Here is a 24,024-nt window from a genome sequence, read left to right as displayed (position 1 = left end):
ATGGAAATATGGTGGAATATATTCATTTTTGATAATGATTTTTCACAGGGGAAAATTGATTATGTCAAAAATTTTCCAAATGATAATAATGTTATTTCTGTTTATAGTGATAAAAATGAACTTGTAGGGAATTGTGCAATTTATTTAAGTGATAAGGTAACTTTTTCAGTACAGTTAAGACCTAGTTTAACAAGCAAAGGTCTAGGAAAAGAATTTTTAACTTCAATTTTAAATTGTATAAAAGAAAGATATAATTTAAAAACTATAGGGCTATCAGTGCTTAAGTTTAATGAAAGGGCAATTAGGCTTTATAAAAGTTTAGATTTTAAAGTAACTAATGAGTTCATTGGAAAAACTGTTAAGGGTGAAATGGAGTTTTTAGCTATGGAAAAAGAGCTTTAATTATTAAGGGAAGTGGAGAAAAATATGGGACAAGCAAAATTTTACTATAAAAATAATAAGGCCCCAAAATCTAATATATATTAAATTAAAAATAAATTTATTAAGTAATTTATGGGGGTAAGAATGAAATCTATAAATGATATTACAAATTTTATATTTTTTGAAAATAACCTTAAAAAGCAGATATTATTTTTATACCTGGAGGGTCCTATGCTGAATTAGGGGAAAAAGCAGCAGAACTTTGGAAAAATAATTATGCCCCACGCATTTTACCTTCTGGAAAGTATAGCCCTAAGTATGGATATTTTCCAAATCCATCATCAAAAACAGATGAATATAATAATGCATATAACACAGAATGGGATTTCTTTTATGATGTTTTAATTAAAAATGGTGTTGATAAAAACGCAATCTTAAAAGAAAATAATGCTGAAAATACATATGAAAACGCGTTTAAATCTCGTATGGTTACAGATAAGTTAGGGTTGAATATAAGAAGAGCAATAATCTGTTGTAAAAATTTTCATGCAAGGCGTTGTCTTATGTATTATAAGTGGGCATATCCAAATTCAGAATTGATAATTTGTCCATGTGAGGTACAGGGAATAAATAAGAGTAATTGGTTTAAAACAGATAAAGGAATAGAGAGAGTTATGGGTGAGTTAACAAGATGTGGCTCACAATTTAAGGAGTATATCAAGGAATTTGCTGAATAAATTTGATGAAATTCTATTAATAATTGAATTAAAATTAATAGATAAGCTATGAAAAGATATTGTAAAAAGGAGAATAAGAACTATGGTGAATATATTATTAAGTCAATATAATTTTCATGAAAAATGGGCTAGAGAGACCATAGAAGAATATATACATTCTTATAATAAAGTTGTAGTTATTCCTTTTGCTTTTAGTAATGAGGCTATATGTAATTCTGTAGATTGGGAAAAAGCGTATAATAAGGAAAAAGGTAAGTATTATAAGCAAATAGTTGAGCCTTTTATAGATTTAGGTATTAGTGAAGAAAATATTACTTTTATCAATTATTTTGAAGATACTAAAGATAATATGAAAAGAGTAATAAAGAGTAGTGATGTGGTGTTTTTAACAGGTGGACTTCCAGATATGGCAGTTGAGCACGTTTTAGAGAAAGATATACTCAGTAGTATAAATGAAAGCAAAATAGTTATAGGTGTAAGTGCAGGTGCTTTGATGCAATTAAATAATTATTATATATCCCCAGATAAAGACTATCCTGAATTTATATATTTAAAAGGGTTAGGTTTAATAAAGGAAAATTTCTATATTGAGGTTCATTATGCAGAAACTGATATGGAAAATAACTGTATAAAAAAAGCATTAGAAGAAAAGACAACTACAGTTTATGCTATTAAAGATACTGGAGGTATAATTTTAGATAGTGATAAAATTAGATTAATTGGGGATGTAACTAAATTTAATAGAGATTAACCTGACACAAATAGATGGAAATTAAATAGACTTATGATTGATAAAAAGTATAAAAAAGGATATAGAAGAATTGTTATCATGAAGTTGTTGGAGAATTTAAGGTGTAAGTTAGGAAAAATTAAGTTTTTACAAGTGATGTACCTAAAAATATTGTTACAAAAAATTTTATAAAAATATAGGTTTTAAAGAAACAAGAGAGGTAATCGGGGATGAAGAGGTTATGGTAATATAATTATAATAGTAGTTTTAAAAAGCAATATAGAGGGGGAAATCATTATGACTAAAATATATTTTGTAAGACACGCAAAACCAGATTTTAAAATTTTGGATGATCTGACTAGACCATTGACCGATGAAGGTCTTAAAGATAGTGAAAGTTTATGTGAGCTTTTTAAGAATAAAGATATAAATAAAGTATATTCAAGTCCGTATAAAAGAGCTATAGATACAGTTTTACCTGTGGCACAAATGTTAAATTTAGAGATTAATATTGTAGAAGATTTTAGAGAAAGAAGAATTTGTAATAAATGGCTAGATGATTTTGATAGCTTTGCAAAAAATCAGTGGAAGGATTTTAATTATAAAATTGAAGATGGTGAGTGTTTATTAGAAGTACAACAAAGAAATATAAATGCTTTAAAGAATATATTAAGAGAAAATAATAGTAATAACATAATTATAGGAACTCATGGTACAGCATTAAGCACTATTATAAACTATTATGATGTAACTTTTAAATATGAACATTTTGAAAGAATAAAAAATATAATGCCGTGGGTTGTTATGTTAGAGTTTGAAGGTGAAAATTTTGTTAAGTTTGAATATGTAAATAATTAACGTAGTAAAGAAGCTATAAACTATTTATTTTTAATAGTTTATAGCTTTTATTATTTTTCATTTTTATATATGTCTCTTGCTAACTTTTTTAGTTCATCCATATTTAAAATTGTTATTAAATTAGAATCTTTTATTATTAAGTTTTTTTCACAAAGATTTTTAATAACTCTATTTAAATGCCTATAGCTAGAACCTAGAAGCTCGGATATATGGGTTAATTCATCTATTTCAACAGTATTGTTACTGTTAATAGGTAAAGATAAAAGATAACTTACAAATCTATTTTCTAATGGATATAACATATTTATTGAGCTAAAAATAGAATTGTTTCTCAGCTTTTTTTCTAAAGAGGATATTATAAATCTTAAAAAAACAGAATCATCATATGCAAGTTTTTTAACTTTATCAATAGGAATTGCTATAAGGTGACATGATTCAATTGTTTTTACAGAACAATCAGCAGCTGAATTATCCAAAAATTCAATATCCCCCATTACCGAAAGAGGGGTTATAAAGCATATAAGTAATGACTTGCCTGTGGAGAGAAGAGTATAAACTTTTGCTTTACCTTTAACTAAAAAATATATATATTTCATATCTTCATTTAGAGTGCAAATCATTTCATTTTTATCAAATGTATGAAGTTCGCAACATAAAGATAAACTTTCACTTAGGTATTTATTTAATGAGTATTTTTCTAAATAAGCATTTATTAATTTTCTGTTTTTAGATTTTTTCAACTAAAACACCCCTTTATATAATTCAAAAATTAAAAAAATTCTATTTAAATCTATTATATAGGACATTTGTCCTATATAATAGATTATTATTTTGATATTATATATCTAATTTGATTAAGTTATAGGGTTTCAAACTGACTTTTAAATTTATGAACTTATCAAATGAGAAAATTTAAGATTAATATTATACTAATAGTTTACAGATTATTTTAGTTAAAAGTTAAGAGTGAATAGTTAACAGTTGTGGCTATTACTATTCACTTTGATCCTAGTAATTCTCAACGTATATTTTTATAAATTTGCAAAGCAAATTATATTATTAGATTAAAAGAAAGTGGTATTACTTTCCTCCTGAACTCTTAATTATTAATTATCTCTTTTAAATTGAAATACTTAATTATGCTTCTATTATCTTTAAACTTTATATGAGTTTAATGTGAGAAGATTTAAACTTCTAGGTTCTTAACTAACTATATTTGTACTTATTTTTCTCAACTGATAACAAAAATTTGATGAATAAATTTAAATTGGAGCTTGTCTCTATATAGTATTGGGGTGATTAACAATGTATAATATTTTAGCACTTTTTATAGGAAGTTTAATTTCTGTTATGATTACGTTTAATAGTCAATTAGAAGGTAAAGTTGGATCAATGTATTCTCTTATAATAATTCATTTAGTTGGACTAATAGCAATAATTCTAATTATGATAATAAAAAGAGAAAGTGTAAGCATTAAAAGAGATGTTCCCAAATATTTATTTTTAGGTGGTGCTGTAGGAGTAGGTTTAACTTTAAGTAATATTATAACAATAGGGGGAATAGGTGTTACATTAACTACATCGCTGGCTGTATTTGGACAGTTAATATTTTCTTCATTTATAGACCATTATGGCTTGTTTGGAATGAAAAAGTATAAGTTTAATATTAAAAAATTAATGGGATTTACTATTATAATAGTAGGGTTAATAGTAATGACAATAGGATAGGAGGAGAAAATTTGTATATACTTGCAATAATAGGTGGAGTTTTAACAACCTTATCTATGGTAATTAATTCATCGCTAGGAAAAAGAATAGGAGTATTACAAAGTACTTTAATAAATTATATTGTAGGACTATTATGTTCTATGGTAGTACTTCTAATTTTAGGAAGTAATGTTGAATTATCTATGGTGGAATTTAAAAATATACCTATATTTGTATTTTGTGGTGGTATTATAGGCGTTATTATAGTATATACTTCTAACATAATAATACCCAAAATACCTGTGGTTTATAGCATGCTATTACTATTTATAGGTCAGATAGTAGCTGGTATTATAATTGATTTTTTAATAAATAAAGAAATAGAAATTAATAAAATATTAGGTGCCATGGTAGTTACAATAGGAATTTTATACAACTCCAAGGTAGATAATAAGATATGCAGTGATAATTAAAAAACGTATATAAAAGACGATAAGTATTTACAAATACTTATCGTCTTTTAAGTCATTATATAGATCTATAAGAACAAGATCGCCACCTTTTTTATAATCATAATCAGATGTTGAAGAGAACGATTTTACATAACTCCAACATATATTCCATAGTTTAACTACAAAAAGATATCTTTTAAATTTAAGATGTAATTCCTGTGAAAAATTATTAAAATAAGACATTAAAAATATTTTTCTAGAATTATCGTCTAGTAGCCAACAAAATGTTGCAATGTCATAAAAAATATCCCACATACCACTAAATTCAAAATCTATTAAAAATACTTCATCATTTTTATAAAGGATATTTGACGGGTTTAAGTCATTATGACATAAACCATAATTTATATCATTACACAAAATGGTTTCAATAGCGTCAAGTTTCCTAATTATAAATATAAATTCATTAGAAAATTTAAAATTGAGTTTTTTTAGTATAGATAGCTTTTTTCTTATTTCATTAAAGGGATTATATATATAATCACATTTTAGGTTGTGCATATTTTTTAATTTGTTAGATAAACTTAAAAGAAATTTTGGGTCTGTACAAGTAGATTCATCTATACGTGAATTTGAAATGAACTCGCTTATTATAGTGTAGCTACAAGTATCTTTATAGATTACTTTAGGACATATGTGGTTAAGGTCTAATAAAGTTAAAAGTTTATATTCATAAGAAAAGTTCTTATTTTTATCTTTAAAATTACATTTCAAAAAATAGCTTTTATCATCATAGCTTAACAGATAATTTAAATTGTTTAGCCCATCAAGTCGAGTTAGTTTAACCGTATTTTTAGAGTTTTTTATCATTAAATCACCTACACAAAATTTAATAAACATATTATAACATATATAACTATTGTAAAAATAAGAAGAATATCAAATTTATATGTAAAATTATTGAATATTTATTATATAATTGTAACTAATACTTAAAAATACTTAACAAATAGACATTGACATAGATATATGTTCATAATATAATAATAATTGTTACAATTATAAAAATTATCATTATATTATAGGTGTTTTTCTTAATAGGGAATGAAGTGAGAATCTTCAACTGACCCAGTAACCGTGAAGCTGACGAAGTTTTATAAGCCACTGCAGTATAAACTGTGGGAAGGTAAAATGGAGGACGAAGCAAAGTCGGGAGACCTGCCTATTAATTGTACTATAGTTCTCTGTGGGTGGAATATTAGGGTACATGTTATGTTATTTTATTTAAAGAGTAAAATAATTTAGTGTATTACGGCATACCTACGGGTGTGTCTTTTTTATTTTGAATAATAAATATAAAATTATTAATAAATATATAATTTGGAGGAAAAATTATGAATAAATCAAAGAAAATTCTATTGGTATTATTATCAACAATAATGAGTTTAATCTTATTAGTTGGATGTTCAAGCAAAACTACAACTATGAAAGACAGAGAAGGAAACGAATTCACAGCGCCAGAAAAATTAGAAAAAATAATTTCTACAGCGCCATCAAATACTGAAATTTTAATGGGACTAGGTTTAGGTGATAAACTTGTAGCTGTTGATACATATTCAGCAGATGTAGAAGGAATTAAAAAAGATATAACTAAAATAGATTTTAGAAACCCTGATGCAGAGGCAATTATAGCACTGCAACCAGATATTGTAATAGCTTCAGGTCATAATAAAGAAGGAAATGAAGATCCATTTAAAGTTATAAAAGAATCAGGAATTCCTGTTGTATATCTACCAAGTAGTGATAGCGTAGATGGAGTATATGAAGATATCAATTTCTTAGCAGAACTTACTGGAACTAAAGAAGAAGGAAAAAAAATTGTTGACGACATGAAAAGTGAAATAGATAAAATAAAAAAAGTAGGAGAATCAATTACAGATAAGAAAAAGGTTTATTTTGAAATAGGATCAGCATCAGGATTATATAGTTTTGGAAATAATACATTCTTAAATGAAATGATTCAAATAGTAGGTGGAGAAAATATTTTTGTTAAAGAAAATAGCTGGATTGCACCTAGTGAAGAAAATGTAATTTCAGCTAATCCAGATGTTATATTAACAAATGAAGAATATATTCCAAATGCAGTAGAGGGAATTTTAAAACGTCCAGGTTGGGAAAATGTTAATGCAGTTAAGAATAAACAAGTTTATTTAATAAATCAAAACGCATCATCACGTGGAAGCCAAAATATAGTAAAAGCTTTAAAAGAAATGGCTAAAGCTATATATCCAGACAAATATGAAAAATAAAAAATTATTACTAATATTGGCTGTTCCAATAGTATTTTTGGTAATCTGTATGGGAACTTCTATAGGAAGTTCCCATATTGGTATAGGTGATATTGTTTCAATAATTGGAAATAAATTATTTAATATACCACTACAACCAGGGATACAGCCTAAAGATGTATCAATAATTTGGGTTATTAGGCTTCCAAGAGTGATTTTAGCATTTTTAGTAGGTTCAGCATTGGCAGTAAGTGGTGCAGTAGTTCAATCAGTTTTAAAAAATCCATTAGCATCTCCTTATACTTTGGGGGTTTCATCAGGAGCTTCTTTAGGTGTAGGAATATACATAGTTTTACATATTTCAATACCGTTTATAGGCAATTTAGCATTACCGTTTATAGGATTTTTATCTGGTATAATAACAGTATTTTTAGTAATTGCCTTTGCAAGCAAGGTAGATAAAGGTTTATCAAATAGCACTATAATTTTAGCAGGTATAGTATTTTCATTATTTACAAATGCTCTTTTAACAACAATTTCATCATTTTTTAGTGAAGATATAAAAACAATAACGCTTTGGCAAATGGGTTCTTTTGCAATGAAAGGATGGTCATATGTTACAGCAGGCATTCCGTTTTTTATAATAGGAATGGCAATTGTTTTAAGATATTGTAGAGAAATGGATATTTTAAGTTTTGGAGAAGAACAGGCAAAATCAGTAGGCGTTGAAACTGAAAAAGTAAAAAAATTATTATTTGTAGCTACTGCAATATTAACAGGAACTGCAGTGGCGTTAAGTGGTGTAATTGGTTTTATTGATTTAATAACACCACATATGGTAAGAAAAATATTTGGATCTAATCACAAAATAGTAATTCCAATGTGTATAGTGGTTGGTGGTTCATTAATGGTAATTACAGATTTAATTGCAAGAACAGTAGTATCACCATCAGAATTGCCAGTAGGTGCAATTACAGCACTTATAGGAGCGCCGTTTTTTGGATATTTATACTTTAATAAAAGAAATAGGTGATAATATGCTGAAAATAAAAAATTTATATTGTGGTTACAATGGTTTTGATATAGTTAAAGATATATCTATAGAAGTAAAAAGAGGGCAAAATTTATCGATAGTAGGGCCTAATGGATGCGGAAAAACTACTATGTTAAAGGCAATAGCAAATCTTATAGAGTATAAAGGTGAAATAAATATAGATGGAGAAGAATTAAAGACAATAAAACGAAAAGAACTTGCAAAAAAAATTGCTTTTATGACACAAACATCTGAAATTTATTTTCCTTATACAGTTTTTGAAACAGTAGCTTTAGGAAGATATGCACATTTTGATGGAATATTTTCTAAGCTTTCAAAAGATGATGAAGAATTAGTTTTAAGTTGTATAGAAAATGTAGGGTTATTAAATTTAAAGGATAAAATGATAACAGAGTTATCTGGTGGCCAACTTCAAAGAGTATATTTAGCAAGAGCTTTTGCTCAGGATCCAGATATAATTTTACTTGATGAACCAACAAATCACTTAGATTTAAAATCTCAAATAGAAATATTAGGACATATAAATAAATGGACTAAAGAAAAGAATAAAACGGTAATAGGTGTATTGCATGATTTAAATTTAGTTCAGATGTTTAGCGAAGAAGTAATAATGATTAAAGAAGGACATATTATAGCTAAAGGTAGTTGTAGTGATGTATTAGAAGAGGAAAGACTTAAAGAGGTTTATGGACTGAATATAAAAGAATTTATGGTTAAAGCTTTAGAGAAATGGAAGTAGGAGAAGCATTATGAAAAAGAAATTTATTATGTCATATAGTTGTGGAAAAGATAGTACATTAGCCCTTTATAAAATGGTTAATCAAGGCCATATTCCAAGTGGGTTATTAGTTACAGTTGATGAGAGTCTAAATAGAAGTTGGTTTCATGGAATTCCAGAACCAATGCTAGAAAAAGTTTCGGAATCAATGAATATTCCATTAATGTTAGTAAAGTGTAAAGGAAATCAGTACGAAGCAACTTTTGAGAATACATTAAAAAAAGCAAAAGAACAAGGCGTAACTACTTGTGTTTTTGGTGATATAGATATAGAGCAACATAGACAGTGGTGTAGTGAAAGATGTGAAAAGGTTGGTATGGAAGCTGTTTTCCCATTATGGCAAGGTAATAGGGAAGAAATAACCTATGAATTTATAGAAACTGGGTTTAAAGCAGTTTTGAAGAATGTTAAATTAGAATATTTGGATGAGAATTATTTAGGAAAGATTTTAACTAAAGATTTAGTTGGGAAAATAAAAGGCACAGGTGCAGATCCTTGTGGAGAAAATGGAGAATATCACACTTTTGTTTTTGATGGACCACTTTTTAAATTTCCTATAGAATTTACTACAAACGGAAATATAACAAATAATGGATATGGTTACTTAGATATAAGATAACATGTTATTAAAAAGTTCGGAATTATATTGAATTAAAAAAATTGCAGAATTCATTTTATAAGATAAAAGATTATAAAATGAACTCTGCAATTTTTTATTATAATTTATTTAAGAAGTATAAGCTTAAATTAATCCTCAGAGCTTATTGCTGTAAGAACTTCCTTTAAATTATGTATAGATAATGCTAACTTGTCTATTTGCTCTTCTGATAATGTAGAAAATTTACTTGTTAAAGTATCTAATACTTCATTATATTTTTCATCAAGATATTTTTCACCTTGTGGTGTTAATTCTATATTGATTATTCGTCTATCTTTATCATCAGGAAGTCTAACAACCATTTCTTTTTCAATAAGCTTATTTAGAAGTTTAGTCATATTAGGCATAGATATAAAAAGTCTTTTACTAACGTCAGAAATAGGCTGCTTACCATAGAATTTTAAAGTAGCCATTACTTGAAAATGAGAATGATTTAAATTATCTTGAGAAAAATTACAATTTCTTTTTACAAGCTTTTTTTGAAATAATGGTACTATAGTTAAAAAATCCTTAGCAATTAATTTTAGATTTTTATTATTATTCATTAAAAATTCCTCCCTTTAACATTATACCCTATTTTAATTAATCTTACATATTTATACAATCGAAAAAATATAAAAATTTTATTGACTTTCTTTTTTATGAGATATATACTTAGAAAATAATAGTTAAAAAATATAACTATTAAAAAACATAACTATTTAAAACTATAATTATTATATACCAAAATTAAAAAAATCATAGATATAAATAATAATTATAAAATAATCAATACTATAAAGGTGGTGACAAATAATAAAATTTTGTTAGTTATAGTTAAGCTGTTATTTGAAAATGAACTTATATTTATAATTAGTAAGTTTTAAATTACATATAAGAACGATTTAAAAGAAAGGGGAAGATTTATGTTTAAAATTGTAAAGTACTTAAAGCCATTTTTCATGTCAATAGTCGCAGTTATTTTATTATTGACACTTCAAGCAGTTTGTGATCTTTCGTTACCAGATTACACATCAAAGATCGTAAATGTAGGAATTCAACAAGGAGGAATTGAAAATGCTATTCCAAAATCCATTCGTGAAAGTCAATTAAATAATTTAACATTATTTATGGATGATGCAGATAAAAAAATAGTATTGGACAATTATGAATTGTTAAGTAAAGATAATCTTGATAAAAATGAATATGATAAATATGTAAATAAATATCCAATTTTAAAAGATGAATCAGTATATGAATTAAAAGATATAAAAGATGAGGATACAATAGATTCATTAAATACAATAATGTCAAAATCTATTATGAGCATTTCTGCCTTAGAAATGGCTATTAAAAATGAAAGCATTCCTAATGTACCAAAAGATATGGATGTAGATACATTAATTAATAGTATACCTAAAGAACAATTTTCTAATTTAAAAACTCAAATGGATGAGAAAATTGCAGAAATAGACGAAAATATGTATACTCAGGCATCTATTTATTTTATAAAGGATGAATATAATAAAATAGGAATAGATACAGATAAAATGCAAACTAATTATGTATTTTCTTCTGGAGCTAAAATGCTTTCAATAGCATTATTAAGTATGGTAGCTACAGTTGCAGTAGGATTTATAGCAGCCAAAATAGCTGCAGGTATGGGTCGTAATCTGCGTGGACAAGTATTTGAAAAAGTGGTAGGTTTTTCAAATGCAGAATTTGATAAATTCTCCACAGCATCACTTATAACTCGTAGTACTAATGATATACAACAGATACAAACAGTTACAGTAATGCTTATAAGAATGGTATTTTATGCACCTATACTTGCAATTGGTGGAGTTATAAAAGTTTTAAATACTGATACATCCATGGCTTGGATTATTGGTGTTGCAGTATTAGCTATTATATCAGTAGTGCTTGTATTATTTGGTTTAGCAGTACCTAGATTTAAGAAGGTTCAAAAACTTGTTGATAAATTAAATCTTGTAACTCGTGAAATGCTTACAGGAATGTTGGTTATTCGTGCGTTCAGTAATCAAAAGACAGAAGAAAAAAGATTTGATGAAACCAATACAGAGTTAAGAAAAACTAATACTTTTGTAAATCGTATAATGACTATGATGATGCCGCTTATGATGCTTATAATGAATCTTATAACTATACTTATAGTTTGGGTTGCAGCAAATAAAATTAATGCAGCTGAAATACAAGTTGGAGATATGATGGCATTTATACAATACACAATGCAAATAATAATGGCATTCTTAATGATTTCAATGTTATCAGTAATACTTCCTCGTGCATCTGTATCAGCACAACGTATAGATGAAGTGTTAACTACAGAGTTTTCAATAAAAGATCCTGATGTAAGTAAGGAAACTAAAAATAAAGGAAACATAGAATTTAAAAATGTATCTTTCAAATATCCAAATGCTGAAGATAATGTTTTAAGCAACATAAATTTTGTTGCAGAACCAGGTAAAACTACTGCTATTATAGGAAGTACAGGAAGTGGTAAGTCAACACTTATAAATTTAATTCCTCGTTTTTATGATATCACAGGTGGAGAGATTTTACTTGATGGCGTAGATATAAGAGACATCAAACAAGAAGAGCTTAGAAAAAAAATAGGATATGTTCCTCAAAAAGGAATATTATTTTCTGGAACTATTGAAAGTAATATAAAGTATGGAGCTGAAAATGCAACAAAAGAAGAAGTAGAAAAGGCGTGTAAGATTGCACAGGCTACGGAATTTATAAGTAAAAAAGAAGAAGGTTTTGAATCTCATATAGCACAAGGTGGAAGTAACGTTTCTGGTGGACAAAAACAAAGATTATCAATAGCCCGTGCCATTGCTAAAAAACCTCAAGTATACATATTTGATGATAGTTTTTCAGCATTAGATTTAAAAACAGATGCTATACTTCGTAAAGAATTAAAATCTGAAACAAAAGAAAGTACAGTTATTATAGTTGCTCAAAGAATAAGTACAATTATTAATGCTGAACAAATAATAGTTTTAGATGAAGGAAAAATGGTAGGAATAGGTACACATGATGAATTGTTAGAAAACTGTGAGGTGTACAAACAAATAGCTGCATCCCAACTTACAAAGGAGGAATTAACTCATGAGTAATGGAAAGCAAAATAAAGGCAAAGCATCCATGGGCGGTGGTCCTATGGGAGGCATGGCTGCTGGTGGAGAAAAAGCCAAAGATTTTAAAGGAACAATGAAAAAGCTGCTTAGTTATTTAAAGCCTTTTAGATTAGCTATGGTAGTTGTAATAATTTTTGCAATAGGAAGTTCTGCATTTTCAATAATTGGACCTAAAGTTTTAGGTACAGCAACTACAGAAATATTTGAAGGTTTAGTAAGAAAAATTAGTAGCAACGGTGTAAATGGTATAGATTTTGATAAAATTCAAAGAATACTATTAATCTTAGTAGGTTTATATATTATAAGTGCATTGTTTTCATTTATACAAACATTTATTACATCAGATATATCTCAAAAGGTTTCTTATAATTTAAGAAAAAAAATATCAGAGAAAATAAATAAAATGCCACTTAAATATTATGATAAAAATACTAATGGTGAAGTATTATCTAGGGTTACAAATGATGTTGATGCAATAAGTCAAAACTTAAATCAAATTCTATCACAAATGATAACAGCAGTTACCACAATGATAGGTGTATTGATAATGATGCTTTCTATAAGCGTTAAAATGACTATTGCAAGTTTAATAATAATACCATTATCTATGGGGTTTATAGGGTTAATAGTTAAAAAATCACAAAAATACTTTAAATCTCAACAAAGATATTTAGGAAACACTAATGGACAGGTAGAAGAAATATATAGTGGACACAACATAGTTAAAGCTTTTAATGGCGAAAAAAAGGCAATAGATGAATTTAATGGTTTAAACGAAAAATTATATAATTCAGCTTGGAAGTCTCAATTTTTATCTGGTATTATGATGCCGGTAATGACTTTTATAGGTAATTTAGGTTATGTTATGGTTACTATACTTGGAGGTTATCTAACTATAAAGAAAACTATTCAAGTTGGAGATATTTTATCATTTACACAATATGTAAGATCATTTATGCAACCTATAGCTCAAACAGCACAAATTGCAAATGTAATGCAATCAACTGCAGCTGCAGCTGAGAGAGTTTTTGAGTTTTTAGAGGAAGAAGAAGAGACAGAAGATGTAAAGGTATCTTGTAATACTAAAGATATAGAAGGAGCTGTTTCATTTAGAAATGTTAACTTTGGATATAGTGAAGACAAAACTATAATTAATAACTTTTCTGTTGATATAAAACCAGGTCAAAAGGTTGCTATAGTAGGACCAACTGGTGCAGGAAAAACTACAATAGTTAAACTTCTTATGCGTTTTTATGATATTAATAGTGGTAATATCTTAATAGATGGTCATGATGTAAAAGAATTTAAGCGTAATGATTTACGTAAAATATTCGGTATGGTACTTCAAGACACTTGGTTATTTAGTGGATCATTAATGGAAAATATACGTTATGGTAATTTAGATGCTAGTGATGATAAAGTTATAGAAGCAGCTAAACTAGCACATGCAAATCACTTTATAAAAACATTACCTGACGGATATGATATGGTTATAAATGAGGAAGCTAATAATATTTCTCAAGGTCAAAAACAATTATTGACAATTGCAAGAGCAATAATTGCAGATCCTAAAATATTAATACTAGACGAGGCTACAAGTTCAGTAGATACTCGTACAGAGGTATTAATTCAAAAGGCTATGGAAAACCTTATGGAAGGAAGAACTAGCTTTATAATCGCACATAGATTATCAACAATACGTGATGCAGATTTAATTCTTGTAATGAAAGATGGAGATATAGTAGAACAAGGAAATCATGAGGAATTATTAAAAGCAAACGGATTCTATGCAGGATTATATAATAGTCAGTTTGAAGAAGTAGAAGCTTCATAATGATTTAAAAGTAAAATTAAAAGCTATGAGTTAAATTGTAAAATTTAATTCATAGCTTTATTTTTATGTTTATATAAAATAAAACAGTATGTTATAATTATTTGTTAGATAAAAAGAAGTTTAATATAGGATTTTGATATGAAGTTTGAATTTAAAGTGATTTAGACTATGTCTAACTTTTGGGATATCCAAGATTCAAAGGGATAAATTTAAAAATTCAACTTGGAACTCTATATTATAAAAAGTTTTTAAGGGGATGAAATATTCATGATTTATTTAATTTATTTTGTTGTAGCTACATTGGTAGTTTTATTATCTATTAAAGCAGCATATTATGTGGATTTAATAGATAAAACTACTAATCTTTCTGGCGCATTTATAGGTGGGGTATTATTATCTGCAGTTACTTCTTTGCCAGAATTATTAACAAGTATATCAGCTACAATGTTTTTTAATAACTCTGGACTTGCGTTAGGAAATATACTTGGAAGTAACATATTTAATCTTACAACTCTTTCAATACTAATACTGTTTTCATTCAGCACTTTTAAAAAGTCAAAGGTATCTATTAGTCATAAACATACTGCAGTATATACTGTAATTATTTACATAATAATTATTTTAAATATGTATAAGATATTAGATTTGAATATTTTAACTGTAAGTTGTACTTCAATATTTATACTAATTATATATATATTAGGTGTAAAATCTATGATTAATGATAATAGTGAAAAAGATATGGCTTTTGAAGAAATAGCTAATGATACTGTTACTGAAGAAGAATGTAGTTTAACATTAAAACAAATAATAATAAGATTTATATTTACAAGTATAGGGCTTGTTATAGCTAGTATATCAATAACATATGTAACAGATATAATATCAGGAAGACTTAATATGTCAGCTAGCTTAGTAGGTGCATTATTACTAGGAATTGCTACATCTCTACCAGAGGTAAGTTCAAGTATATCATTAGTTAGAATGGGTAATTTCAATGTAACCGTTGGTAATATAGTTGGAAGTAACTTGTTTAATTTCTTAATATTATTTGTAGTAGATGTTTTATATATAAAAGGTTCTATTTATAACTTTGGTGATAAGCAAAGTAAAAATTTACTGTTTTTTGGAATGATAAGTACCATATTAATGATTATTATACTTAAAAGCAAAAAAGAAAAAGCAAATAAATATATTATAATTGGAAGTGCTTTAGGTGTGGTTATAAGCTATATAATGTTTTTATCAATATAGAATTTTGTTTATAAATATAGGGAAACAAGCTCCCATTTAAATTTATTGAACACTCTTAAAATATTTTCATACAAGATTCAGCATTGAATTCTAAGTGATTCGGAGAATGTCTCACTATTTTAGGTATCCAAGTATTGGAATGAATAACTTAAAAAGTCAACTTGGAACCCTATATAGGGTTTCAAATTAAATTTTAAACTTATTCATTTATTAAATGAGAAAACTCAAATTAATATTTTATCAATAACTAACAGATTATTTTAGTTAAAAGTTAATAGTGAACAGTTAATAGTTGTGGTGATTATTACTCACTATGTTCCTAATAATACTAAACGTACTTTTTAGGACAAGCTTTGATTGCTTTAGGTTTTATTTATATTTTTTCTTAAATGATAACAAAAATTTATTTGATAACCTTAAAATATTTTTATACAAGATACAGTGTTCAATTCTAAGTGATTAGGAGGATGTCTCACTATTTTAGGCATTCAAGTTTTGGAACAAGTAATTTTAAAACTTAACTTGGAATCCCATAGACGTAAAGTTAAGGCTAAAAACTCCAAAATTATAGTGTTAAAAAGTAATAATGAAAAATATAAAATCCTAATCTGTAAAATTTTCAAAAAATATTTTATTGAAATAAATTGGAATAGCTCTATGCAGATATTTGTAACCATATAGAATAAGGGTCTCTAATAAATTTTTATTTATTAGAGATTTTTGTTTTTTATAAATTAAAAGAATTAAATGCATAAATTTGGAAGGGAATTAGTTTAGTATATTGAATTATGAAAGTAAGCTTAGCTGAATATATACGTATAGAAAAATTATAAGTTTTATATAGGGAAACAAGATCCAATTTAAATTTATTCAATAACTTTAAAATATTTTCACACAAGATACAGTGTTGAATTTTAAGTGATTCGGAGCATGTCTCACTATTTTAGGTATCCAAGTTTTGGAATGGATAATTTTAAAAGTCAACTTGGAACGCTATAGTGTATAAAAATATAAACATATCTTATTTTGTATTAATTAGAATTTTTTAAATTGTTTTTCATAAAATGTAATAATATTCTTTTAGAAAGGATTAGTGTTATGAAAAAAAAGTTAATTAAGACATTAACTCCAATTTTAATATTGTCAATTATATTTTCAGTATACTTAATTAAAAAGAATTCAGAAGTTAATAAAAAAGAGAATTTTAACAGATTTGTAGAAGGTATTAATTTATCTAGGGATGAATTATTTAAAAATGCATCATCTATAAAAGACGAGTATATAAATTGGCATTTAGGTGATGAATATAAATTTACCCCTGAAGAAACCAGAGAATTTGTAGAGTATCAAAAACTTTTTTTTGATAAAAATTTAATTCTAAATCCTAATATAATTTATAATGAAAAAAAGGTAATAACTTATGATGAAGCTAAAGAAGATGTAGATAGTTTATTTAAGTTTTTTAGATATGGTTATGGGGCTTATGGATATTTTGGTGGTGATACTGTATTTAATGAAGCTAAAGAAAATATAATGGATGTTTTAAATGGACAACAATCAATTAAAGCTGATGATTTTTCAAATTTATTATTAAATAATTTGAATTTTATAAAAGATTGCCATTTTGCATTAGCTAATAAAAATCCATTTTTCACTAGACATCAAATATATTATATATATAACAAAGATGAATTTTTTAAAGATGCTAATGGATATTATAAAATTGTAGATAAAAAACATTATTATATAAAAGCGATAAATAAAGATAATAATATAGATAAATATATGAAATATACAATTAACAATGATGGAAAATTGGTATATAGCATAGCTATTTTACAAGAAGAAGTTTCATCAACTATTAATACAGATGTTGTTTATTCAAATAATAAAGAAAGTTTTAATGAAAGTATAGTTTTAAATATGTTACCCTTTGATTTTCAAAAAGAGAATAGTCCTTTTGAATATTCAATAGAAGACAATGTTCCTATTGCTAAATTAGGAGCTATGTATGCATCTAGTGAAGAAGATGACAGCCAATTTGATTTCCCAGGTACAGGCTTTGAAATGAAAAAATATCCAGTGTCAATATTAGATCTTCGTGGAAATAAAGGTGGATTTGTAACTGCTGGTACTAGTTGGATTCAAAGTTATTCTGATGGGTTTGTAGAGATTAGAGGGGCTTGCACAGGTGTATCTAACAATATGATAAAAGAATTCGAAAAATACAATGGTAACTATATTTCAAATGCACATTCAATAACCCCTACATCATTATCTAGAATACCAAATGATAAATTAGTATTTGTATTAATTGATAAAGCAATTGCTTCTTCAGGAGAGTATTTCATTGAATGTCTTATGAATATGGATAATGTAATATTAGTTGGAACAAATACACTTGGTGCTAATATAACTCGTAATGCATATTATTATAAACTTAAAAACTCATCAATAACAGTTAGATTAGGAAGTGGCTTATACCTTCAACCATGTAGTAATGATTTTGAATTTAATGGATTTCATCCAGATATATTAGTAGATTCTAATGAGGCATTAGAAAAGGTTCAAAAGTTAATAAAATATTATAATCTTAAATAAGGAATAGAAACAGTTAATATACTTTATTTATTAATTTTGGTGATATTATATTGTAATAATTTTATTATAAAAGCTTAAATTAATAGTGTGTTCATCATGTTATCAATAGATAGTTTGAATTATTTTATCCCTAAGACATAATTAATATGCCACAACAAGTACCAAAGTTAGCAGTAGCTAACAATATATCAAAAAGCGGTAGTGTTAGTTTTAGTAATAAAATTTATAATGAAGCAGAAATATTAATTAGTAAAGGTATTAGTACTGAGGCTACTACAAGTGGCAAGTTTATTAATAATGCTAGTAGAGCTGATTTTGGAGTTTGCTTTATAGCTGAAACTAAAATAGCATTAGAAGATAGAAACAAGCCTATAGAAAAAATAAAGTGAACCAGCTGAAATTTAAGTAGGCTGGTTCATTATTTTTTATAGTAATAATAGTAATAAAATATACTGTAGCTAATAAATACTAATATCTTTAGGGGCAAGTGATACAAAGAGAAAAATATGTATAGCATAAATAAATAAGTAATTTGTTGTATTGTATGAAGTATAAATATAAAATAAAGGATTATGATATAATAAATTGGCAATAAAAAAGTTTATTAGGGGTAAAAATTATGTATAAAACAATTGGAATATTAGCGCATGTTGATGCAGGAAAGACAACTTTTTGTGAGCAATTATTATATAATACAAAAGTAATTAAAGAGAGAGGAAGAGTTGATCATAAAAATTCTTTTTTAGATAATAATAACATTGAGAAAAAAAGAGGAATAACAGTATTCTCAAATGAAGCTACATTTTATTATAATGATTCTACTTATTATTTAGTAGACACTCCAGGGCATGTAGATTTTTCTACAGAAATGGAAAGGGCAGTTCAAATTATGGATTATGCTGTGGTAATAGTAAGTGCAGTAGAAGGTGTTCAAGGTCATACAGAAACTGTATGTCAATTACTTAAACAGTATAAAATTCCCACCTTCTTTTTTATTAATAAAGAAGATAGAGATGGTGCAAATGTTTTAAAAGTAATAAATAAAATTAGGGAAGTTTGTGATGGAGAAGTTATTTATCTTAATAATTTATTAAAAGAACCGTTGGACTGTGAACTTATTGAAGAGATAGGAGCAAAGGATGAAAATTTATTAGAATTATACTTAGAAGATAATTATGAAAAAAATTTATGGGTTAATTTTATAAAAGATGAAACAAAAAAATGCAATATTCATCCCTGCATGTCTGGTTCAGCACTTTATAATAAAGGGATTAAAGAATTTATGGAAAACATAGATGTTCTAACATATAGTGAGTTTTTAGTGGACAAAGATTTTGCTGGTAGAGTATACAAGGTTAGGCATGATGATGATGGAACCAAAATAACCTATATAAAAGCATTACAAGGAAGTTTAAAAATAAAAGATGAACTTAAATATATAAATGCAGATAATGATAAAATTTATGAAAAGGTGAATCAAATAAGAATTTACAACGGTGAAAAATTTAAAACCGTAGATAAGGTTGTAGCTGGTGAAATCTTTGCAGTTGTAGGTCCAAAAGGGTTACTGCCTGGTGATGGAGTAGGGGAAGTTTTAAAGAAAACAAACTTTAAAATGATTCCTACTTTAACTTCTAAAGTAATATATGATAAAAGTTTGGATGAAAGAGAAGTTTTAAAATATTTTAGGATTTTAGAATGTGAAGATCCCAATTTAATGATAGTGTATAATGAAAAGTTAAAAGAAATACAAACCCATATTATGGGATATATACAACTAGAAATATTAAAAGACGTTTTAAAAGACCGATTTAATATAGAAGTTGAGTTTGGTGATTGTGAGATTTTATATAAGGAAACCATAGAATCAACAGCTATAGGATATGGTCACTTTGAACCTTTAGGTCATTATGCAGAAGTACATTTAAAGATAGAAAAAGGTGAAAGGGGTAGTGGAATAGAATTTAAAAATACTTGTCATGCAGATGATTTAACTATAGGAAATCAGAATTTAGTAAAGACACATATATATGAAAAAAAACATAAAGGAATATTAACAGGATCGGAAATAACAGATTTAAAAGTTACTTTATTAACAGGACGAGCACACAATAAACATACTTCTGGTGGAGATTTTAGAGAAGCTACACTTAGAGCGTTAAGGTATGCATTAGAAGATGTTCATTGTATATTGTTAGAACCATATTATAGATTTAAAATAGAAATAAGTTTAGAGCATACTGGAAGAGTTATATCAGATATTCAAAAGTTAAATGGTAATTTTCAATTAAAAAGTACTTCTATAGAAAGTAATATTATAACAGGAAGAATACCAGTAGCTACTTTTATGAACTATCCAAAAGAATTTATTTCCTATACAAAGGGAAGAGGTAGAATAAGTCTTGCATTTGATGGATATGATGTTTGCCATAATAGTGAAGAAGTAATTAAAAAAATTAATTATAATAAGAATAGTGATGGTGAATATACATCATCATCTATATTTTGTTCAAAAGGCCAAGGCTTTACAGTGAGAGGTGAAGAGATTAAACAATATATCCACTGCTCAATTAATTAATTGAGCAGTGGATATATTTTGTTTATAAATTGATGTTTTAAATTATTTAAGAAATTTAAAATGGTAATTTAAAACTATTATTTAGTTAATTGATTTGATAAATTCTAATACAAGTATATTATCTGTTTAAGTTTGAATACACAAACCATTTTTTATATAAATTAAAATATATTTTAAAGTAATTATAGAAATAATATACATATGAAAAAGATATGAATAAATATGGAGAAGTTCACTTTTTTGTTACAGATTATAGAACAAATTTCAACAAAAAATATGAAAACAAAGGAATAAGATAAAAGTAGAGAAGAATTTTACATAATATGTAAAGGATAAGGTGAACATCATGGAAATTAATTTAATTTTAGCAGACAATAATAATGGCAATATTATAAGAAATTTATATCCACTATATTTATATGATTTATCAGAAATTTATGGAAATGTTCCAAATGAGTATGGAATTTATGAAGAAGAACCTGTAAAAACTTTGGAAGAGCAATATCATATTCAAGATTTATGGTTTAAAGAACCAGAATTATTATTTCCATTTATAATTTATGCAGATGGTAAACCAGCAGGATTTGTTTTAGTAGGTAGAGGAAAATATATACCTAAAGAATTAAACTATTATGTTTATGAGTTTTTTGTGTTAAGACCATATCGTAATAAAAAAGTAGGAGAAAAAGCAGCAAAACAAGTTTTTGATAAGTTTCATGGTAAATGGGGACTTTTTACAAATCCTACAGAATCAAATAGAAAAGGACAAGCATTTTGGCGAAAAACACTTAATAACTATACATTAGGAAATTTTCAGGAGAGTTTTGAAAATACTCTAAAAAGTGATAAGTTAGTATTTAGATTTGAAAATTATTAAAAAATAATAATTTAGAATTCAAAATTTTATAATATATACTTAAAGTTTTAAAAAAAATTCCATGTTTATTTCATATTACAAATGAAATAAATTTAACAAATTATTACAAAATTTATATAATAATAATATAATTAAAAATTTAATTAATATAGGGAAACAAGCTCCAATTTAAATTTATTCATCAAATTTTTGTTATCAGTTGAGAAAAATAAGTGCAAATATATTTAGTTAAGAATTATTCACTCTTAACTTTTAACTAAAATAATTTGTTAGTTATTGATAAAATATTAATTTGAGTTTTCTCATTTGATAAGTGAATAATTTTAGAACTTAATTTGGAACCCTATAGTAAGAAAAGCTTGAATTTAATTTTAGATATTTTAATGTAATTTGAATTATATTCAAGCTTGTATACGCTTTTGTATTTGAAAAATTTATAGCAATGAGTTAAAGCAGATTTATAAGTTAACGTTTTATTACATTAGTGGGAGTGAATTTTATGCTAGTAGATTTAGCTAAACATGGAAGAGAGCTATATAAGCATAATAGTTTATCTAGAGAAGAAATTTTAAGATATAGTGAAGAAAATTTTAGAAAGACATTAAAATATGCTTATAAAAATAGTGATTTTTATAAAAAATTATATTTATCAAAAGGAATAATGTATAAGGATCTTGATGATATTTTAATAAAAGATATACCAATAATTACAAAACAACAAATTAGGGAAAATTTTTATGATATATCTGTAAAAAAGATTGATAAGAAAGAAATTGATAAAATTTTAGCTAGTGAAAAATTATTATTAAGAATTAAAGACAGATACATTGTGCATACTTCTGGTACCACAGGTATTCCTACAAATTTTATATATGATAAAAGAGCACTTAGAATGTTGTCGGCTAACTTTATAAGATTGACTATGAGAGGTGGAAATGTAAAGTTAGGGTTATCTGATATACCTTTAAAAAACTTGTATATAGCTCCTGTTGGAGGAGGGTATGCATGTACTGCTCTTGCTTTGTTTGGTATGGAGGAATATAAATGTAAAAGTCGTGTAATAAATGCTCAAAAACCTTTAAATCAATGGATAGATTTAATAAGAAACTATAATCCTAATTATTTATCAGGTTATCCTTCCTGTTTAAATCTTGTAGCAGAATTAAAAGAACAAGGAAAAATAAATATAACACCTAAAAAGATAATTACAGGAGGAGAGCCACTAACAAGAGAATGTATTGAAATATATAAAAAGGTTTTTGGAGCAGATATAATAGATTACTATGGATGTACTGAGTCTATTTTTATAGGTGCTAGAAGTAATAATGAAAAAAGAATGTATCTTTATGATGATTTAAATTATGTAGAGATAGATGATGAGAATCACCTTATTATAACTCCACTTTATAATAAAGCTTTTCCACTTATTAGATATAGATTAAGTGATGTAGTTTATGGATTTAATAAGGAGGGAGATGGCGATCTTCCTTATACTTATATAAGAAAGATAATGGGGAGAAATGAAGAAATTATGTGGTTTGTTAATGAAAGAGGAAAAAGGGATTTTCTTCATCCCTTATTTTTAGATGATTTAAATGTAAGAGGGATAAGTAAATATCAATTTGTACAAAAAAGTTTAAATTATTTTGAATTAAGGTGCATTTATGAAAGTATAGGTAATAGACAATTAAAGAAGGAAGAATTAGAATATCAACTACATGCTTTTTTAAAAGAAAAAAACTTAGAAAATGTCAAATATAATATACGATTTGTAGAACATTTGCAAGTGAGTCAAAATACAGGAAAATCAAAATTAGTAATTAAAGAGATATAAAATCTTATAAAAGAGTTATCTAAAATTTTATTTTAGATAACTCTTTTATTTCTTTTTCAATAATAAATTATTGAAAAACAATAATTTATTATTGAAAAAGAAATAAAATGTGGTAAAATAAAGTTAAGGGTCATTAAAAGGTTATTTATGGAGGGGTAAAATTATGAAAGAAATAAAAATTCAAGGATTCATTGTAGCATTATTATCTTTAGTTTGTTTTAGTATGGCAATAATGACAATAATGATGATAGTAGAGTTTA

General features: G+C 26.1%; 21 protein-coding genes and 1 riboswitch. Of the genes, 18 read left to right on the top strand and 3 right to left on the bottom strand.

Features of this window, described 5'->3' with window-relative positions:
• From CSGHG_RS22045 to CSGHG_RS13380, 4 genes are all read left to right on the top strand, one after another.
• Positions 1 to 402: a GNAT family N-acetyltransferase gene (locus tag CSGHG_RS22045; RefSeq protein ID WP_010296252.1), complete on the top strand. Its 402-nt coding sequence runs from the start codon at positions 1 to 3 to the stop codon at positions 400 to 402.
• A gap of 185 nt (positions 403 to 587) precedes the next feature.
• Positions 588 to 1,118 (top strand): YdcF family protein, encoded by a 531-nt coding sequence (locus tag CSGHG_RS20830; protein WP_328284740.1) that lies wholly within the window; start codon positions 588 to 590, stop codon positions 1,116 to 1,118.
• 82 nt (positions 1,119 to 1,200) lie between these two features.
• Positions 1,201 to 1,869 (top strand): Type 1 glutamine amidotransferase-like domain-containing protein, encoded by a 669-nt coding sequence (locus CSGHG_RS13385; protein ID WP_010296245.1) that lies wholly within the window; start codon positions 1,201 to 1,203, stop codon positions 1,867 to 1,869.
• Between the two features lie 276 nt (positions 1,870 to 2,145).
• On the top strand, positions 2,146 to 2,706 hold the full coding sequence (locus tag CSGHG_RS13380; RefSeq protein WP_010296242.1) for a histidine phosphatase family protein: 561 nt from the start codon (positions 2,146 to 2,148) through the stop codon (positions 2,704 to 2,706).
• A 50-nt stretch (positions 2,707 to 2,756) separates the two neighbouring features.
• Here CSGHG_RS13380 and CSGHG_RS13375 read toward each other — a convergent pair whose 3' ends face one another.
• On the bottom strand, positions 2,757 to 3,446 hold the full coding sequence (locus tag CSGHG_RS13375) for a cyclic nucleotide-binding domain-containing protein (RefSeq protein ID WP_010296239.1): 690 nt from the start codon (positions 3,444 to 3,446) through the stop codon (positions 2,757 to 2,759).
• A gap of 565 nt (positions 3,447 to 4,011) precedes the next feature.
• Here CSGHG_RS13375 and CSGHG_RS13370 point away from each other — a divergent pair.
• Positions 4,012 to 4,434: a DMT family transporter gene (locus CSGHG_RS13370; protein WP_010296235.1), complete on the top strand. Its 423-nt coding sequence runs from the start codon at positions 4,012 to 4,014 to the stop codon at positions 4,432 to 4,434.
• Between the two features lie 11 nt (positions 4,435 to 4,445).
• Entirely contained in the window at positions 4,446 to 4,886 is a 441-nt protein-coding gene (locus CSGHG_RS13365; RefSeq protein WP_010296229.1) for a DMT family transporter, read from the top strand.
• Positions 4,887 to 4,913: 27 nt separating this feature from the next.
• Here the strand turns inward: CSGHG_RS13365 and CSGHG_RS13360 are convergent, their stop codons facing one another.
• Positions 4,914 to 5,735 carry a phosphotransferase gene (locus tag CSGHG_RS13360; protein WP_010296225.1) on the bottom strand — a complete coding sequence of 274 codons (822 nt, stop codon included), beginning with the start codon at positions 5,733 to 5,735 and terminating at the stop codon, positions 4,914 to 4,916.
• Positions 5,736 to 5,931: 196 nt separating this feature from the next.
• Positions 5,932 to 6,105: riboswitch (cobalamin riboswitch) on the top strand.
• A 154-nt stretch (positions 6,106 to 6,259) separates the two neighbouring features.
• Here CSGHG_RS13360 and CSGHG_RS13355 point away from each other — a divergent pair.
• The 4 genes from CSGHG_RS13355 to CSGHG_RS13340 are packed head-to-tail and all read left to right on the top strand — an operon-like array spanning position 6,260 to position 9,604.
• Positions 6,260 to 7,174 (top strand): ABC transporter substrate-binding protein, encoded by a 915-nt coding sequence (locus CSGHG_RS13355; RefSeq protein ID WP_010296223.1) that lies wholly within the window; start codon positions 6,260 to 6,262, stop codon positions 7,172 to 7,174.
• Positions 7,164 to 8,186 carry a FecCD family ABC transporter permease gene (locus tag CSGHG_RS13350; RefSeq protein ID WP_010296220.1) on the top strand — a complete coding sequence of 341 codons (1,023 nt, stop codon included), beginning with the start codon at positions 7,164 to 7,166 and terminating at the stop codon, positions 8,184 to 8,186. Before CSGHG_RS13355 ends, CSGHG_RS13350 begins: the two co-directional genes overlap by 11 nt.
• 4 nt (positions 8,187 to 8,190) lie before the next feature.
• Complete coding sequence (locus tag CSGHG_RS13345; protein WP_010296217.1) at positions 8,191 to 8,946, top strand: ABC transporter ATP-binding protein; 756 nt, start codon at positions 8,191 to 8,193, stop codon at positions 8,944 to 8,946.
• A 10-nt stretch (positions 8,947 to 8,956) separates the two neighbouring features.
• Complete coding sequence (locus CSGHG_RS13340; RefSeq protein ID WP_010296215.1) at positions 8,957 to 9,604, top strand: Dph6-related ATP pyrophosphatase; 648 nt, start codon at positions 8,957 to 8,959, stop codon at positions 9,602 to 9,604.
• 128 nt (positions 9,605 to 9,732) lie between these two features.
• Here CSGHG_RS13340 and CSGHG_RS13335 read toward each other — a convergent pair whose 3' ends face one another.
• Positions 9,733 to 10,188, bottom strand: coding sequence for a MarR family winged helix-turn-helix transcriptional regulator (locus CSGHG_RS13335; protein ID WP_010296212.1), 456 nt, complete (start codon positions 10,186 to 10,188; stop codon positions 9,733 to 9,735).
• 360 nt (positions 10,189 to 10,548) lie between these two features.
• On the opposite strand from CSGHG_RS13335, the gene CSGHG_RS13330 reads away from it, so the two are divergent.
• From CSGHG_RS13330 to CSGHG_RS13290, 8 genes are all read left to right on the top strand, one after another.
• Positions 10,549 to 12,765 (top strand): ABC transporter ATP-binding protein, encoded by a 2,217-nt coding sequence (locus CSGHG_RS13330; protein WP_010296209.1) that lies wholly within the window; start codon positions 10,549 to 10,551, stop codon positions 12,763 to 12,765.
• On the top strand, positions 12,758 to 14,620 hold the full coding sequence (locus CSGHG_RS13325; RefSeq protein WP_010296206.1) for an ABC transporter transmembrane domain-containing protein: 1,863 nt from the start codon (positions 12,758 to 12,760) through the stop codon (positions 14,618 to 14,620). Before CSGHG_RS13330 ends, CSGHG_RS13325 begins: the two co-directional genes overlap by 8 nt.
• A gap of 267 nt (positions 14,621 to 14,887) precedes the next feature.
• Positions 14,888 to 15,874 carry a sodium:calcium antiporter gene (locus CSGHG_RS13320; protein ID WP_010296203.1) on the top strand — a complete coding sequence of 329 codons (987 nt, stop codon included), beginning with the start codon at positions 14,888 to 14,890 and terminating at the stop codon, positions 15,872 to 15,874.
• Positions 15,875 to 16,972: 1,098 nt separating this feature from the next.
• The gene (locus CSGHG_RS13310) at positions 16,973 to 18,475 is read left to right on the top strand and encodes a S41 family peptidase (protein ID WP_010296199.1); all 1,503 of its coding nucleotides are present in this window, start codon (positions 16,973 to 16,975) and stop codon (positions 18,473 to 18,475) included.
• Positions 18,476 to 18,621: 146 nt separating this feature from the next.
• The gene (locus CSGHG_RS13305) at positions 18,622 to 18,864 is read left to right on the top strand and encodes a hypothetical protein (RefSeq protein ID WP_010296197.1); all 243 of its coding nucleotides are present in this window, start codon (positions 18,622 to 18,624) and stop codon (positions 18,862 to 18,864) included.
• Positions 18,865 to 19,094: 230 nt separating this feature from the next.
• A complete protein-coding gene (locus CSGHG_RS13300; RefSeq protein ID WP_010296194.1) occupies positions 19,095 to 21,053 on the top strand; it encodes a GTP-binding protein in 1,959 nt (652 codons plus the stop codon).
• A 346-nt stretch (positions 21,054 to 21,399) separates the two neighbouring features.
• Positions 21,400 to 21,930: a GNAT family N-acetyltransferase gene (locus tag CSGHG_RS13295; RefSeq protein WP_010296191.1), complete on the top strand. Its 531-nt coding sequence runs from the start codon at positions 21,400 to 21,402 to the stop codon at positions 21,928 to 21,930.
• A gap of 499 nt (positions 21,931 to 22,429) precedes the next feature.
• The gene (locus CSGHG_RS13290; RefSeq protein ID WP_010296189.1) at positions 22,430 to 23,764 is read left to right on the top strand and encodes a phenylacetate--CoA ligase family protein; all 1,335 of its coding nucleotides are present in this window, start codon (positions 22,430 to 22,432) and stop codon (positions 23,762 to 23,764) included.
• Positions 23,765 to 24,024 lie beyond the last annotated feature (260 nt).

The organism is Clostridium senegalense JC122 (genome assembly GCF_000285575.1).
GTDB classification, from domain to species: Bacteria; Bacillota; Clostridia; order Clostridiales; family Clostridiaceae; genus Clostridium_J; species Clostridium_J senegalense.
The sequence above is the reverse complement of the archived record's forward strand: the minus strand, read 5'-3'. Positions and strand labels throughout refer to the sequence as shown.

Coding starts and splice junctions, on each gene's coding strand:
- CSGHG_RS22045 (WP_010296252.1), top strand. CDS start 1: ATGGAAATATGGTGGAATATATTCATTTTTGATAATGATTTTTCACAG.
- CSGHG_RS13385 (WP_010296245.1), top strand. CDS start 1,201: ATGGTGAATATATTATTAAGTCAATATAATTTTCATGAAAAATGGGCT.
- CSGHG_RS13380 (WP_010296242.1), top strand. CDS start 2,146: ATGACTAAAATATATTTTGTAAGACACGCAAAACCAGATTTTAAAATT.
- CSGHG_RS13370 (WP_010296235.1), top strand. CDS start 4,012: ATGTATAATATTTTAGCACTTTTTATAGGAAGTTTAATTTCTGTTATG.
- CSGHG_RS13360 (WP_010296225.1), bottom strand. CDS start 5,735: ATGATAAAAAACTCTAAAAATACGGTTAAACTAACTCGACTTGATGGG.
- CSGHG_RS13355 (WP_010296223.1), top strand. CDS start 6,260: ATGAATAAATCAAAGAAAATTCTATTGGTATTATTATCAACAATAATG.
- CSGHG_RS13350 (WP_010296220.1), top strand. CDS start 7,164: ATGAAAAATAAAAAATTATTACTAATATTGGCTGTTCCAATAGTATTT.
- CSGHG_RS13345 (WP_010296217.1), top strand. CDS start 8,191: ATGCTGAAAATAAAAAATTTATATTGTGGTTACAATGGTTTTGATATA.
- CSGHG_RS13340 (WP_010296215.1), top strand. CDS start 8,957: ATGAAAAAGAAATTTATTATGTCATATAGTTGTGGAAAAGATAGTACA.
- CSGHG_RS13335 (WP_010296212.1), bottom strand. CDS start 10,188: ATGAATAATAATAAAAATCTAAAATTAATTGCTAAGGATTTTTTAACT.
- CSGHG_RS13330 (WP_010296209.1), top strand. CDS start 10,549: ATGTTTAAAATTGTAAAGTACTTAAAGCCATTTTTCATGTCAATAGTC.
- CSGHG_RS13325 (WP_010296206.1), top strand. CDS start 12,758: ATGAGTAATGGAAAGCAAAATAAAGGCAAAGCATCCATGGGCGGTGGT.
- CSGHG_RS13320 (WP_010296203.1), top strand. CDS start 14,888: ATGATTTATTTAATTTATTTTGTTGTAGCTACATTGGTAGTTTTATTA.
- CSGHG_RS13310 (WP_010296199.1), top strand. CDS start 16,973: ATGAAAAAAAAGTTAATTAAGACATTAACTCCAATTTTAATATTGTCA.
- CSGHG_RS13305 (WP_010296197.1), top strand. CDS start 18,622: ATGCCACAACAAGTACCAAAGTTAGCAGTAGCTAACAATATATCAAAA.
- CSGHG_RS13300 (WP_010296194.1), top strand. CDS start 19,095: ATGTATAAAACAATTGGAATATTAGCGCATGTTGATGCAGGAAAGACA.
- CSGHG_RS13295 (WP_010296191.1), top strand. CDS start 21,400: ATGGAAATTAATTTAATTTTAGCAGACAATAATAATGGCAATATTATA.
- CSGHG_RS13290 (WP_010296189.1), top strand. CDS start 22,430: ATGCTAGTAGATTTAGCTAAACATGGAAGAGAGCTATATAAGCATAAT.